Raw genomic sequence first — 13,998 nt, 5'->3', positions numbered from 1 at the left:
CGATAAACGCCACCCTCACCTCAGCCCTGCATCAGCGGCGCCAGCAGGCGGCGCAGCAGTTTCTGCGCGGTGCCCGACAGCGAGGCGCGGCTCCAGCCGCTGTCGCTGCCGGTGGCGGACCACACCACTTCGCCGCTGCTCACGTCGAGCAACTGCAGCGAGATGCCGACCGCCGGCTCGCCGTCCACGCCTACCTTGTAGCGCCATTCCTGCACCGCGCCGGTGAGCGCATAGCGGGCCTTCTCGGCGCGCGCCCACTCCAGCGCCTTGCCCACCGCCTCGCGCTCGGCCGGCTCGAACAGCGTTTCCGGGTTCAGCGCGGCCGGATAGCGCTTCAGGCTGGCCACGCCGCCGGTCTTCAGCAGGCTCTCGGCGATGGCTTCGGCGCGCAGGCCGGCCTGCGGCGTCTCGGTGTAGTTGACGATCGGCAGCACCGCGATGGTCTCGCCGCGCGCCAGCGCCGGCGCGCGGCCGACGTCCGTCACCGCGCAGCCCGCCAGCCACAGCGCCGCGCCCAGCGCGCCACACCATGCCGCCAGCCGCCTCGCCACCGTCTTGTCCGTCATGCCCGTGCCTTGCTTGTTCATGTTCATCCCCTTTTTCCGTATTGCCATATCTGTTGATGCCCCGCCTGTCCCGCCATGCGCCGCGCGCTCAGTACAGCCAGCGGTAGCGCATTCCCAGTTCCGTCATCGGCCGCCCGCCATTGCGCGCCGCGGTCTCGTGCGAGACATAGAGCGCCAGGTGGTCGTTGCCGAACACCGAGCCCGCCACGCCGCCCTGCACGCGGAAGTTCTGCCGCGCGCGGGTGTCGTGCAACAACCCGATTTCGCCGAACGGCCGCCACTTGCGGGTGTATTCGTCCAGCAGCTCGGTGCCGAAGCCGAACAGCACGCCAGCCTGCGTGAAGCCCTGCGGCATGTAGAACGCCGGCGTCGCGGCATCGCCGGCCGGCACCAGCGCGGCCTGGCGCGGCGTCAGGCTGCCGCCCTGCGTGCTGTAGCTGGCGTGCGTGGCGACCACGCGCACGGTGTAGTCCGGATACGCGGTGCGGATCTTGTAGCCGGCCTCGACGTCATACACCATGCCGCGGCCCAGCGTGCTGCGATCCTGGCCGCGAAAGCGGCTGTACTCGATGCGCGCGCCGACGAACTCGCGCAGGCTGAAGCGCCACGTCGCGCCCAGCCCAAGCACGTCCTTGGCGCCGCCCACGCGCAGCGGCGCGGATTCGTCCGCCGGCTGGTTGAGCCCGGCCAGCGTGCTGAACTGCAGCCGCCCCTGCTGGTTCCATTCGCCGAAGAAGCGCGCCGTGGCCATGGTGTCGAGGCCCTCGCGGTAGCCCGCGGTGGCGCGCCAGCGCTGGTTGCTGTCGCGGTAGCCCAGCGACAGGTCGGCGCTCCGGTCCGACGCTGGCACGTTGGCGAGCTGCCGCGGATCGGTGCTGCGCTGGTCGCGCCAGGTGCCGCGCAGGTTCAGGTCATAGCCATCCCACAGCCGCACGCCGCCGGCCAGGCTGCCTTCGGTGAACTCCAGCGGCTTCTGGTGCATGAAGCGCACGCGCGGCTCGATCGCCTGGGCGTTGAACAGCAGCGTGTCGCGCAGGGTTTCCTGCAGCGCGTCGTCGGAGCGGGCCCGCTCCTGGGTTTCGAAGGCCAGCGTCTGCGCCGCGCCCAGGCGGTCCAGCCGCTGGTTGCCCTCGATCTGGCTCGCCAGCGGCACGCGGCCCGCCTGGCGCTCGAGGATGCGGTCCAGGCTGTTCAGGTCCTGCCGGTCCAGCGCGATCGCCACCTCGGCATACGCCGGGCGCTGCAGCCGGCTGGCGTACTGGCGCGCCAGCCAGGCGCGCGCCAGTTCGTTCGATTCGGCGGACATCGCCCACGCCAGCGCCGCATCGCGGCCGGCGGCCGACAATGCGGCCTCGCGCCGCGCTGCGTCGCGCACGACCTCGGCGGGGACGGGCTCGCGCAGCGGCGGCATTCCTTCGATCTCGCCCAACTGCGACGGCGCGGCCGCGCCCGGCGGGCTGAGTTCGCGCACCGTCGTGGAAGCGCGGTCGGCGCGCAGCATCTGGATCACCAGCGCGCGCGAGACCTCGCCCGAGGCAAAGATCTGCCCCAGCGCCACGGTCTGGCGGCGCAGGTCCGAGCGCGACGGCGCGCCCGAGGCATTCTCGCGCTCCTCGTCGCCATCGGCATGGTCCGGGCGCATGCGCGCATCCCCCGCGCCGCGCCGGGCCCAGCCACGATGCAGGTCGATCCACGCCTGCCGGCGCACGCGCCAGGCCATGTCGGTCTGGCCGACGGCTTCATAGGCATCGGCCAGCAGGCTGAGCCAGAGCGGATCGGCGCTCTGGCCGTCGTTGAGCTTGCGCAGGTAATGCAACGCCGCACGCCCGTCGTGGAAGCGCATATGGCCGGCGGCGAAGGCGCCCCACAGCTCGGGATTGTCCTCGGCCTGGTCCTGCAGGCGGCGCATCAGCGCGCGCACCTCGGTATCTGTGCCCTGGTCGACCAGCGTCCACAGCAGCGCCGCCAGCGTTTCGGTGTCGGCATCCGGCAAGCCCGCGGCATGGCGCAGGTCGGCCAGGGCCTGCTCGCGCTGGCCCGTCACGCGGTAGTACTCGGCGCGCCGCATCAGGAAGCGGCCCGACTGCCGGGCGGCGCGGCGCTGCTCCGCGCTCATGTCCTGCAGCAGCCGCTCGATGCGGCGGTAGGCACGGGCGCGGGTGTAGTAGTACAGCGCCAGCTCCAGCGACGCCGGGCTGGCGCTGCGGCGCCAGTCGGCTTCGGCGATGCGGCCGGCGTCGATCGGGGTCTTGTCGTAGTAGGCGATCAGGTTGGAGAAGTCCGCTGCCTGCGTGGCGCGGACCTGGCCCAGGCAGTCGCTGCGCGCCGGGCCCTCCGGCAGCTGCCGGCAGTGCTCGTCGCGCGTCTGCGCGGTCGCCATCATCAGATGCCGATAGCCGTCCTGCAGCAGGTCGTCGCGCTGGTTGAGCCGCGCCAGCTCCGTGAACGTGCGCCAGAACAGCAGGTCGCGCGGACCCGTCGCGGCGCGCGCCGGCAGCATCGCGTCCAGCGCCTGGGGCAGCCGGCCGCGCACATAAAGCAGGTTGGCCAGCTTGAGCGCGTAGCCCGGGCGCGGGCCGAAGCGCTGCTGCAGCTGCGTATAGAGCTGGAAGGCGCGCTCGTCCTTGCCGGCGCGTTCGGCCAGCGCGGCATGGCGTTCCATGATGTCGCGCGCCTTGGGGCCCCGGCTCAGGCCTTCGAGGAAGCGCATGGCCTCTTCCGGCTCGCCCAGGCGTTCGTAGGTGGCCACCACCTCGTCCACCGTCTTCAGGTCCGAGCCGCCCGCGCGGTGGCGCAGCGCGGCCAGGTAGGCGCGATCGTCGGACAACCCCGGCGCCAGCCGCATCACCGCGTCCCACGCGCGCTCGTCGTTGGTGGCGCGGGCATAGTCGAGCCAGCTCTTCAGTGCCACCGCCGGCTGGCGGTTCCATTCGGCCACCTGCGCCAGCCGCTCGCGCCAGACCGGCTCGCCCGGCAGCCGGCGCACCGCGGTCTCGGCCACGCGCTGGGCCTGGTCGAGCTTGCCCGCGGCCAGGAACACCCGATAGGCCAGTTCGTAGTCGTCGGCATTGAACTTCGTATCCTCGGGCTGCGCGGGCGCGGCCTGCTGCGCCGCGATCCTGCGCACGCCGAGCTGGCCCGAAGCGCCCAGCGCCTCGCGCAAGGCCAGGCCGCGCGGCCCGTCGAGAAACACCACGCCACGCTCGCGCCACGGCTGGCTGGCGGCGATGCGCCGCACCTCGTCCTCGTGCGCGGCCAGCGCGGCCGGTTCCGCATGGCCGGTGCCGCGCAGCCGCGCCGACACCTTCAGCAGCCGCTCGACATAACGGCTGGCCTGCTCCGGCTTGTTGGCCGCCAGCGCCAGCCGGGTCAGGTAGCGCAGCACCTCGGGGTCGTCGAGCAGCGTGCCGCCGTGGCGCTCGGCCTGCGCCAGCGCCTCGTCCAGCAGGTTGCCGGACTGCAGGGTCTGCACCGCCTTCAGGAACAGTGCGCGCCGCTCGGCCAGCGTGGTCGCGGCCCCCTGCTGCGCGAACAGTGCGTTGGCGGCGTCGCGGTAGTCGCCGCCGGCAATCGCCATCTCCGCCAGCTGGCGGTTCCAGAATGCCGCGTTGTTGCGATCCTGGCTCGCCAGCGCGGTATAGAACCGGCGCATTGCGGCATCCGCGCCGGCCTGGCGTGCCTGCGTGGCCAGCGCCTGCAGCTCCGCCACGCTCCAGCGGCGGCCGGCGGCCTGGTCGAGCAGGCGGCGCAGCTGCGCCAGGTTCTGTTCGCGCTCGGCCGTTTCCGGCAGCGCGGCCCAGGCGCGTTGCTGCGCGATCTCGATACGCGTGCGCAGCACCTGGCCCGACAGGTCCGTGCCTTGCACCGCCTGCATCCGCTCCAGCATCGCCTGCGCGTCTTCCAGGCGGCCGGTGCGCGCGTACTGCTCGGCCAGCACGCCCATGAAGGCGGGATCGTCGGGCGTGACCTTCCACCAGGCCTCCAGATAGGCCATGGTCAGCCCGTCGATGGTGCGGCCCTGCCCCAGCAGCCGGTCGCGCAGGGTTTCGCGCGGGAACATCAGCGCCAGGCCGATGCCCACGATCGCGGTAAAGGTCAGCACCAGCGTCGGCGGCAGCAGCCGCTCGCGCTCAGCCGGCGCAGCGGACTTCGACTTGTTGCCTGACATGATTGGGATCGGTCACGGGTGCGGTGTCGACGCGCAGCGTGTTGCGTTCGCGCACGGCCGCCACGGGCTTGCCATCGACGCTGACGCGGCAGTGGCCGGCGTTGGCCAGGCGGAAGAACGGCTTGAAATAGCCACTGAAGGCAAAACGGGTGACGCCGTCGCGCTGCGACCAGTCGCGCACGATGCCGCTGGCTTCCGCCAGCTGCGGCGTGGCCGGCGCCGGGGCCGCGGCCTCGCGCACGTTAAAGCGCGCGTCGCCGCCGTCCAGGTGCAGGTAGACGCCACCGCCGGGCGCCGGCGAGGTCCCGGTCACGCCCTTCGCCGCGGCAACGTCGGGCAGGCCCGCGCCACTCCAGCGCAGGTTGCGCAGGTTGCCGTCGCCGCGCACGATCCATTGCGTGCCGCGGCTGCCGGCACTGCCGTCGCCCACTTCGCGCGCCACCGCCATCTCCTGCCAGTCGAGCACCTTGCGCACGTAATCGGTCGAATGCAGCGGCAGCAGCGGCTGCGCCAGCACGTAGTCATAGACCTTGCGCAGCGCCTTCAGCGACGCCGCCTTGGTGCCGGAATAGCTGTGGTAGTAGATGTTCACGGGCTTGAAGCGATACGGCCGGTCGGTCAGCTCGAAGGTCTCGATCACGCGCTCGAAGCCGTAGTACGGGCCATGCCACAGGTTGGTGTAGACGTTCTCGTTCTGGTTGGGCGCGAACACCTGGAAGGTGCCGCCCGGCTTGTTGATGCCCAGCGGCGCGATCGCGGTCCAGCTGGGATTGCTGCGCGTGATCAGCGTGTCGCCGCCGTTCATGTTGAACACGCGCGCCTGGTCGGTCAGCCGCAGGGCCTCGGCCGGCGGCTGGCAGTCGCCCGACCACAGCAGCAGGCTGACCGGCTTGCCGGCGGGCGCCAGGTTGCGGTTGATGTAGTCGATGGAACCGCCGATCTCGCGGTTCAGGTCCATGGTGTAGCCGGGGATGCTCAGGTGGAAGGCCTCGTCGCCCGCGCCCACCGCGGCGTTGCCACCCTGCGCTGGAACCGTGCGCGCCCACTCGAACGGGTGCGAGAAGGTATGGCTGGCCACCTCGACATAGGGCTGGGCGAAGATCTTGCGCGCGATCGGCTCGAGCTGGGCACTGAGCTTCGGGTACATGCCGTCGCGGCTGATCTCGCCCTGGATCACCGACATGGTCATCGGCAGCCGGTAGCGATCGAAGATCTCGCGGAACAGTACCTCGCCGGAGTAGCCGCCGCCGGGAATCTCGGCGCGCGAGGCAAAGCCGTCGCCATCGATATGGATGGTCAGCAGGCGCCGGCCGTTCTCGGTGGTGACGTCGGGCACCGGCATCGCGGGCAGGCGCAGCGCCTCGCGCAGGAAGTCCAGCGGCTGCACCACCCAGCGGCTGTCGGCGGTGCCGATGCCGCTCTCGTGCACCGCATACGGCCCCAGCACATAGCCGCCCCACGGCGTGATGGCCGCGGCGTCATAGGTCAGCGTGCCGGAGCGCAGGCGCAGCAGCGTGCGGAAGCCGTCGCCATCGGGCACCTGGATCGCCTCGGCCTGGTTGCGGTCGGGCGCCACCGGCATCTCGAAACCCATCATCGGGTCCTTGGCCAGCACCTCGACCGGACCCGACACGCGCCCCCTGACCGCCTTCAGGCCGAAGCCGCGCGCCACCGCGCCACTCACGCTGGTGCCGAAGTCGTTCAGGAATACCACCGGCATGCCCTGCGCCATGCGCGCCTGCACCCAGGTGTGGAAGCGGCCCGGCTGCGCCGTGATCTTGCCCGTCAGGTACATCACCACGCCGGCATAGCGGTCCGGGCCGATCTCGGGCAGTTCCTCGCTGGTGTCGGCAAACTCGACGCGGTAGCCCATGTAGTTGAGCGGCATCGAGACAAAGCGCACGCCCTCGGACTGGTCGAGCGCCACGCCCGGGCCGCGCTCCTGCACCACCAGCACGCGCCGCGGCAGCACTTCGACCTTGCCGATGCCGATGGTCTGCAGGCCGGGGTCGGCAACATAGGGGGTGATGCCCAGCGCGCGGATGCGCCGCGCGGTGTCGCGCGCGCAGCGGCGGTCCGCCGGCGGGCAGTAGTCGATCGACACCACCGGCAGCCGGTATTGCTCGTGGATGGTGCGCGCCTGCGCCAGCAGCCAGTCGCGGTCGGCCTGCGGCACCTCGACATAGCGGCCCTGGGCCTGGTTCCAGCCGCGGAACAGCGACTCGAAGGCGACGGCATACGCCAGCCCGTGCACCTGCGGCAGGATCTCGAAGCCGCGGTTGAAGATCAGCCGGGCGTCGGGGTAGCGCGCCTTGATCGCGCGCACCACGCGCACCAGGCCGGCTTCCTGCCGCGCGCGCTCGGCGTCGGTTTTGGCGGCGAGCTGGTACGAGTCCAGGGTATCGAGGAAGAAGCCGCGGAACCCCCGGGCCCACAGCGGCGCGATCACCTTGTCGACATAGAAGGCGGGCCAGCCCTCGGCCGCCTGGTCGATCACCGGCGCGTTCCACGCGTCGTTGCGGCCAACGAACCAGTGCTTGGGAATGTCCTTGAAATACGGGCGGCCTTCCAGCACCTCGCCCACGCTGACATAGGCAAACCAGGCGGTCGAGGGCGTTGCGACCTGGCGCGGGTCGAAGCCGCTGTCGGGTTCGACCACGGCGATATCGAAGGCCTGCAGCGCGTCGACCGGCGGCTTGGCGCCGTAGTGCAGCGCGATCGACGGCATTGCCGGAGCCGCTGCCGCAGCGCCGGACGCCGGCTGTGCCGCGGCGGCCCCGACCGCTCCAAGGGCAAGCGCCAGCGCAGCGCACTGCGCCAGATGCCTTAGCCAGGCCAGCCATCCGGGCCGGCATGGCGTGCGGCCACCCCGGCCGCGCCGGCTGCCTTGCGCTTCCCCCAGTCGATTCACAGCGTTCTTTCCTTTATTTTTGCGCACCCGAAGTGCACGGTGCCAGACATTTTAGAGGCGGTTCGGGACCGCGTGGGCCTGGTTCTGACCGTCAATTCGGAGAAGTCCGATGGTATCCGGCCTCCGCATGCTAGAGCAGGCGCCGGACCCGTATTGTCAACAATTGTCCCGAAAAGGAGACAATGAACTGGCTTGCACGTTAACGGCTGCCTTCCTGACAGATGGTTCCGCCACCTGCGCTGGCCGGGACGCCGGGAAAGATGGATCCGCGCTACGCCTGCCGACGTCGCTGTCCGTTACTGGATTTCCGGACAGGCCCGTTTGCCACGACATGAAATCCTTGTGTTCATTCTCTTATGTATGGACGCGCATGCAGGCCATTGACTCATGTATTGACATGGATGACCTGCCGGCTGTCACGGGTATTGTGGTTTATCCGCATAATGTTATATCGGCGCCGGCCTGGCCTCACCCGAACGCGGTAGGAAAGGTGCCGTAAAAATTTGTAAAAAAGATGGCACCAGCTTGCAGCGGGCGGCAGCCGATTATGCACGACAACATGGCACGCGGCCCGACTGCGGTGCACACACAGGCAAACGCGCCAATAAAAAATCAGGGAATTCACTGAACCGGTACTGAAGTAGAAAACGCTAATATCTCCTGTCGGAACCTCTCATCATGATTAGGCGCTTAGCCTGATTGACACATCGGGAAAATTCGGCAGAATGATTCCCACTTGTGCAGCGCCCATTCGGTGTGTCATTTGGTGTTGTCGTTCCTGACGATTTCGGTTGTCACGACAGCGACATCTCGAAGTCATATGGAATGCGCTGGCGGGGAACATAAAAGAGATCCGCTGGGTGCGTTGCACACGGTGTATAACGAGCGTTTTCGCTCATTTTGAAATTCAAGGTTGAGATAGACATGGAAACCGGTACCGTTAAGTGGTTCAACGACGCCAAGGGCTTCGGCTTCATCACGCCGGATGAAGGCGGCAACGATCTGTTCGCGCACTTCTCCGCAATTGAAGGCAATGGCTTCAAGTCGCTGAAGGAAGGCCAGAAGGTGCGCTACGTCAAGGCCATGGGCCAGAAGGGCGAGCAAGCCACCAAGATCCAGGCCCTCTGATACCGGTGAGGCCCGGGCTGGTCCGACGGACCAGCCGGCACGAAAGCCCCGCAGCATTGCGGGGCTTTTTGTTTTAGGTGCGCCGTACTGGAGCACGGTTGCAGCCGCGCCGTTGCAGGTGAAATTGCTATAATCGCCCGACCTACAACCACCTCCCGGGCCCGTGCGCGCCAATGCCGCGCGGCCGGCGCGGGACGGTAAGCAGCGTGTCGAGGAGTTACGTGGCCGGTACTCAGATCGCAGCTTCAGACAGCCGTGCCGCCGTCGGCGGCCAGGCAGGTCCCGCCGCCTCGTCGGGCAGTTCCTTCCATGCCGCGCTGCGCATCCTGCCAGCCGCACAGCGCCAGGCCATGTTCGAGATCTACGCGTTCTGCCGCGCCGTCGACGATATCGCCGACGGCGGCGCGCCGCATGCCGAGCGCCTGGCCGCGCTCGACGCCTGGCGGCGCGACCTCGGCGCCTGCTACGCCGGCAACCCGCCCGCGCCGCTGCAGCCGCTGTGCGCGCAGATCCGCGCCTTCAATCTGCAGCAGGCCGACTTTCTCGCCGTGATCGACGGCATGACCATGGACGTGGTGCAGGATATCCGCGCCCCCGATGCCGCCACCCTCGACCTGTACTGCGACCGCGTGGCCAGCGCGGTGGGCCGGCTGGCGGTGCGCGTGTTCGGGATGGAGACGGATTGCGGAATTGCGCTGGCGCACCACCTGGGCCGTGCGCTGCAGCTGACCAATATCCTGCGCGATATCGACGAGGATGCCGCCATCGGCCGGCTCTACCTGCCGGCCGAGGCGCTGGCGGCGGCCGGCATCGCGACCGCCACGCCCGCAGCCGTGGCCGCGCATCCGTCACTGGGCCAGGCCTGCGCAGCCGTGGCGCGCGAGGCGCAGGCCCACTACGAGCAGGCCGAGGCCATCATGGCGCGCTGCCCGGCACGCCAGGTGCGTTCGCCGCGCATCATGGCCGAGGTCTACCACAGCATCCTGGCGCGGCTGTGCGCGCAGGGCTGGCGGGCGCCGCGCCAGCGCGTGCGCCTGCCGCGCGCGCAATTGCTTTGGATCATGCTGCGCCACGCCATTGTCTGAGCGTGGCATGTCGATGCATGCCGGTGCCGCCACGGGTGCGCCGGCACAAGGAGGCTGCATGTCGATGAACGAGACCGCCCTTGCCCACGCCGCGCCGCAGGTGGATTCCGCGCAGCGTGAGCCGGCCGGCCCGCAGCAAGCGCCTGCGACGCGCCTGTCCGCGCCGGCGCTCGACCATGGCATCGACCGCGCGCTCGACGCGCTGCTGCACCAGCAGCGCCCCGATGGCCACTGGATCTACGAACTCGAAGCCGACGCCACCATCCCCGCCGAATACGTGCTGATGGTGCACTACCTGGGCGAAGACCCCGACCTCGACCTGGAAGCGCGCCTGGCCCGCTACCTGCGCCGCATCCAGAACCCGGACGGCGGCTGGCCGCTGTTCCATCAGGGCCGCTCCGACGTCAGTGCCAGCGTCAAGGCGTATTTCGCATTGAAGATGGCGGGCGACGATCCGCAATCGGCGCCGATGCAGCGCGCGCGCCAGGCGATCCGTGCCATGGGCGGCGCCGAGGCCAGCAATGTGTTCACGCGCACGCTGCTGGCGCTGTACGGCGTGCTGCCATGGAAGGCGGTACCGATGATGCCGGTCGAGATCATGCTGCTGCCGCGCTGGTTTCCGTTCCACCTGTCCAAGGTCTCGTACTGGGCCCGCACGGTGATCGTGCCGCTGCTGGTGCTCAACAGCCTGCGCCCGCAGGCGCGCAACCCGCGCGGGGTCGGCATCAACGAGCTCTTCGTCGGCAACTGCCACACGGTGGGCCTGCCGCCGCGCGCGGCCCACCAGCATGCCGGCTGGTACGCGGTGTTCCGCGGGCTCGATGCACTGCTGCGCGTGGCCGAGCCGCTGTTCCCGCGCACGCTGCGCCGGCGCGCCATTGCCGCGGCACAGCGCTTCGTGCGCGAGCGCCTCAACGGCGAAGACGGTCTGGGCGCGATTTTCCCGGCGATGGCCAACAGCGTGATGATGTTCGACGTGCTGGGCGTGCCGCCCGACGATCCGGCGCGCGCGGTGGCGCGGCGTTCGCTCGAGCGCCTGCTGGTCGAGCACGGCGACGAGGCCTATTGCCAGCCCTGCCTGTCGCCGGTGTGGGATACCGCGCTGGCCACGCACGCGCTGCTGGAAACCGGCGATGCGCGCGCGGCGCAGGCCGCCGGGCGCGCGCTGGACTGGCTCAGGCCCTTGCAGGTGCTGGACCTGCGCGGCGACTGGGCGGTGCGCCGCCCGCTGGTGCGCCCCGGCGGCTGGGCCTTCCAGTATGCCAACGCCTACTACCCCGACGTCGACGATACCGCGGTGGTGGCCGCCGCCATGGACCGCTTCATGCGCGCGCACCAGGCGCCGGGGCGCTATGGCGACGCCGTCGCGCGCGCCACCGAGTGGATCGTCGGCATGCAGAGCGGCAACGGCGGCTGGGGCGCATTCGAGCCCGAGAACACGCACCTGTACCTGAACAACATTCCCTTCGCCGACCACGGCGCGCTGCTGGACCCGCCCTCCGCCGACGTGTCGGCGCGCTGCCTGTCGATGCTGTGCCAGACCGGCGCCACCCCCGGCACGAGCGAGCCCGCCGCGCGCGCGCTGCGCTACCTGCTGGCCGAGCAGATGCCCGACGGCAGCTGGTTCGGGCGCTGGGGCACCAACTACATCTATGGCACCTGGAGCGCGCTGTGCGCGCTGAACGCCGCCGGCCTGCCGCCCACAGCGCCCGAGTTGCAGCGCGCGGTGGCGTGGCTGGCGCGGATCCAGAATGCCGACGGCGGCTGGGGCGAGGACGGCAGCAGCTACCGGCTCGACTACCGCGGCTACGAGCCCGCGCCCAGCGTGGCCTCGCAAACCGCGTGGGCGCTGCTGGCGATGATGGCGGCGGGCGCCGCGCAGCATCCCGCGGTGGCGCGCGGCATCGACTACCTGCTGCGCACGCAGCAGCCCGGCGGCCTGTGGCATGAGCCCCGCTTTACCGCGGTGGGCTTCCCGCGCGTGTTCTACCTGCGCTATCACGGCTATGCGCGCTATTTTCCGCTGTGGGCGCTGGCGCGCTACCGCAACCTGCAGCGCGGCCGGATTGGCCAGAGCGGCCAGGTGTCGTGGGGCCTGTGACCGCGCCATTCGTGCTGGTCGTCACCGGCATGGCGTTCGAGGCGCGCATCGCGGCCGGGCCGCACTGCCGCGTGGTGCACGGCGTGCGCGGCCTGGCGCTGGAGCAAGAGGTGTCGGCAATGGCCAGCCGGCACTGCATGGGCATCCTCAGCTTTGGCGTGGCGGGCGGGCTGGAGCCGGCGCTGGCGCCGGGCGATGCGGTGCTGGCGGATGCGGTGTGCGCGCCCGGCGAGCGCTACGACACTGACACCACCTGGACGCGCGCCATGCACGCAGCGCTGCCGCACGCGCGCATCGGCACCGCGGCCGGAGCCGACCAGCCGGTCCTGACGGTGGCCGCCAAGGCCTCGCTGCACCGGGCCACGGGGGCGCTGTGCGTCGACATGGAATCGCACCTGGCCGCACGCATGGCGGCGGCGTGCCGGCTGCCGTTCGCGGCTTGCCGGGTGATCGTCGATCCGGCTGCCCGTGCCGTGCCGGCAGCCGCCGCGGCCGGCATGGGCGATAACGGCAAGACCGATGTCGCCGCGGTGCTGGGCGGGTTGCTGCGCGCGCCGCAGGAACTGCCAGCGCTGTTGCGCCTCGCTGGCGATGCTGCGGCCGCGCGCGGGGCGTTGCGAGCCGCAAGGCTGGCGCTGGGCGATGTATTCGGCCTGCGCGACATGCGCTCGCAGCAAGCTGACTTTTGATGGGGTACTTCCCTCTCCCGCTTGCGGGAGAGGGGAGCAAACAGCCGGGTACTCAGGCGCCCGCAGTCAACACCACTCCCTCACCCAAACTTCCTCACCGCATCCAGCGCCAGCCCGCTGCCGATGCTGCCGAACCGGTCTCCTTCCACGCAACGCGCCTCGGGCAGCAGCGCTGCCAGCCGCTGGCGCAACAGCGGCACGCTGCTGGAGCCGCCGGTAAAGAAGATGGTATCGACGGCGGCGCCGCGCACGCCGGCATCGGCCAGCAGCTTGTGCACGGTCTGCTCGGTCTTGGTCACCAGCTTGTCGATCGAGGCATCGAACTCGTCGCGCGTGATGGCCAGCGACAGGCCCGGTTCCAGCCGGTTCAGGTCAACCTCGGTGCTGTCCGTGTCCGACAGCGCGATCTTGGCGCCTTCGACCTGGAGCGCCAGCCAGTGCCCGGCGCGCTCGCGGATCAGCCGCACCAGGCGGTCGAGCTTGACCGTGTCGGCCGCGTCGCGATAGTTGTCCATCACCAGCGACCACGCCTTGCGCGTATAGAGGAGGTTGATGGTGTGCCAGCTGGCCAGGTCGAAATACTGGCTCGACGGCATCGCCTTGCCGTTGCGCAGCGCGCTGCCCAGGCCCAGCAGCGGCATCGCGCGCGCCAGGCTGAGCGCGCGGTCGAAGTCGGTGCCGCCGATGTGCACGCCGCCGTTGGCCAGGATGTCGTCGCGCCGGTCGCTGCGCGCGGCGCGTTCGGGCGACAGCCGCACCAGCGAGAAGTCCGAGGTGCCGCCGCCGATATCGGCAACCAGCACCAGTTGCTCGCGCGTGATGCCCGCTTCGTAGTCGAAGGCCGCCGCGATCGGCTCATACTGGAACGCGATCTCGCTGAAGCCCGCGTCGCGCGCGATCCCGGCCAGCGTGTCTTCGGCCAACTGGTCGGCCACCGGATCCTCGTCGATAAAGAACACCGGACGCCCCAGCACCGCGCGCGAGAACCCGGTGCCGGCGGCCTGCTCGGCGCGCGTCTTCAGCTCGCCGATGAAATGCGCCAGCAGCTTGCGGAACGGCATGGCCTGGCCCATCACCTCGGTACTGTCGTCCATCATCGAGGTGCCCAGCAGGCTCTTGAGCGAGCGCATCAGCCGGCCCTCGTAGCCCGCCAGGTAGTCGCCCAGCGCGGCGCGGCCGTAGCTGACGAGCGGATCCTCGGCATGGAAAAAGATCACCGACGGCAGCGTCGCCTTGCCATCCTCCAGCGGCAGCAGCGCGGACGCGCTGCCGGGGCGGCTCCAGCCCACCGTCGAGTTGGACGTGCCGAAATCCAGGCCGCATGCGTTTGACATCTTCGATTCCATTTTC

General features: G+C 70.1%; 8 protein-coding genes. 4 read left to right on the top strand and 4 right to left on the bottom strand.

What is annotated here, in order from left to right:
- Positions 1-20: 20 nt before the first annotated feature.
- The 3 genes from MKD50_RS01460 to MKD50_RS01450 all read right to left on the bottom strand — a co-directional run bounded on the left by MKD50_RS01460 (position 21) and on the right by MKD50_RS01450 (position 7,462).
- Complete coding sequence (locus MKD50_RS01460; protein ID WP_371925259.1) at positions 21-587, bottom strand: penicillin-binding protein activator LpoB; 567 nt, start codon at positions 585-587, stop codon at positions 21-23.
- Positions 588-654: 67 nt separating this feature from the next.
- Positions 655-4,734: a tetratricopeptide repeat protein gene (locus MKD50_RS01455; protein WP_252666155.1), complete on the bottom strand. Its 4,080-nt coding sequence runs from the start codon at positions 4,732-4,734 to the stop codon at positions 655-657.
- Positions 4,697-7,462, bottom strand: a complete 2,766-nt coding sequence (locus MKD50_RS01450) for a bifunctional glycoside hydrolase/polysaccharide deacetylase family protein (protein WP_252666154.1) — start codon at positions 7,460-7,462, stop codon at positions 4,697-4,699. Before MKD50_RS01450 ends, MKD50_RS01455 begins: the two co-directional genes overlap by 38 nt.
- Positions 7,463-8,569: 1,107 nt before the next feature.
- Here MKD50_RS01450 and MKD50_RS01445 point away from each other — a divergent pair.
- From MKD50_RS01445 to MKD50_RS01430, 4 genes are all read left to right on the top strand, one after another.
- Complete coding sequence (locus MKD50_RS01445; protein WP_010810931.1) at positions 8,570-8,773, top strand: cold-shock protein; 204 nt, start codon at positions 8,570-8,572, stop codon at positions 8,771-8,773.
- Positions 8,774-8,994: 221 nt separating this feature from the next.
- On the top strand, positions 8,995-9,858 hold the full coding sequence (gene hpnD / locus MKD50_RS01440) for a presqualene diphosphate synthase HpnD (RefSeq protein ID WP_252666153.1): 864 nt from the start codon (positions 8,995-8,997) through the stop codon (positions 9,856-9,858).
- 58 nt (positions 9,859-9,916) lie between these two features.
- A complete protein-coding gene (gene shc / locus MKD50_RS01435; protein WP_115702027.1) occupies positions 9,917-11,959 on the top strand; it encodes a squalene--hopene cyclase in 2,043 nt (680 codons plus the stop codon).
- Positions 11,956-12,648, top strand: a complete 693-nt coding sequence (locus MKD50_RS01430; protein WP_115702029.1) for a phosphorylase — start codon at positions 11,956-11,958, stop codon at positions 12,646-12,648. Before shc ends, MKD50_RS01430 begins: the two co-directional genes overlap by 4 nt.
- 80 nt (positions 12,649-12,728) lie before the next feature.
- On the opposite strand, the gene MKD50_RS01425 is transcribed toward MKD50_RS01430, so the two are convergent.
- Positions 12,729-13,994 (bottom strand): Hsp70 family protein, encoded by a 1,266-nt coding sequence (locus tag MKD50_RS01425; protein WP_115702031.1) that lies wholly within the window; start codon positions 13,992-13,994, stop codon positions 12,729-12,731.
- Positions 13,995-13,998 lie beyond the last annotated feature (4 nt).

The sequence above is a fragment of the Cupriavidus mimosae genome (genome assembly GCF_023952485.1).
In the GTDB taxonomy this organism is placed as follows: domain Bacteria; phylum Pseudomonadota; class Gammaproteobacteria; order Burkholderiales; family Burkholderiaceae; genus Cupriavidus; species Cupriavidus taiwanensis_C.
The sequence above is the reverse complement of the archived record's forward strand: the minus strand, read 5'-3'. Positions and strand labels throughout refer to the sequence as shown.

Excerpts from the sequence above, each read along its gene's own strand:
- MKD50_RS01460 (WP_371925259.1), bottom strand. The coding sequence starts at position 587 with ATGAACAAGCAAGGCACGGGCATGACGGACAAGACGGTGGCGAGGCGG.
- MKD50_RS01455 (WP_252666155.1), bottom strand. The coding sequence starts at position 4,734 with ATGTCAGGCAACAAGTCGAAGTCCGCTGCGCCGGCTGAGCGCGAGCGG.
- MKD50_RS01450 (WP_252666154.1), bottom strand. The coding sequence starts at position 7,462 with ATGCCGTCGATCGCGCTGCACTACGGCGCCAAGCCGCCGGTCGACGCG.
- MKD50_RS01445 (WP_010810931.1), top strand. The coding sequence starts at position 8,570 with ATGGAAACCGGTACCGTTAAGTGGTTCAACGACGCCAAGGGCTTCGGC.
- shc (WP_115702027.1), top strand. The coding sequence starts at position 9,917 with ATGTCGATGAACGAGACCGCCCTTGCCCACGCCGCGCCGCAGGTGGAT.
- MKD50_RS01425 (WP_115702031.1), bottom strand. The coding sequence starts at position 13,994 with ATGGAATCGAAGATGTCAAACGCATGCGGCCTGGATTTCGGCACGTCC.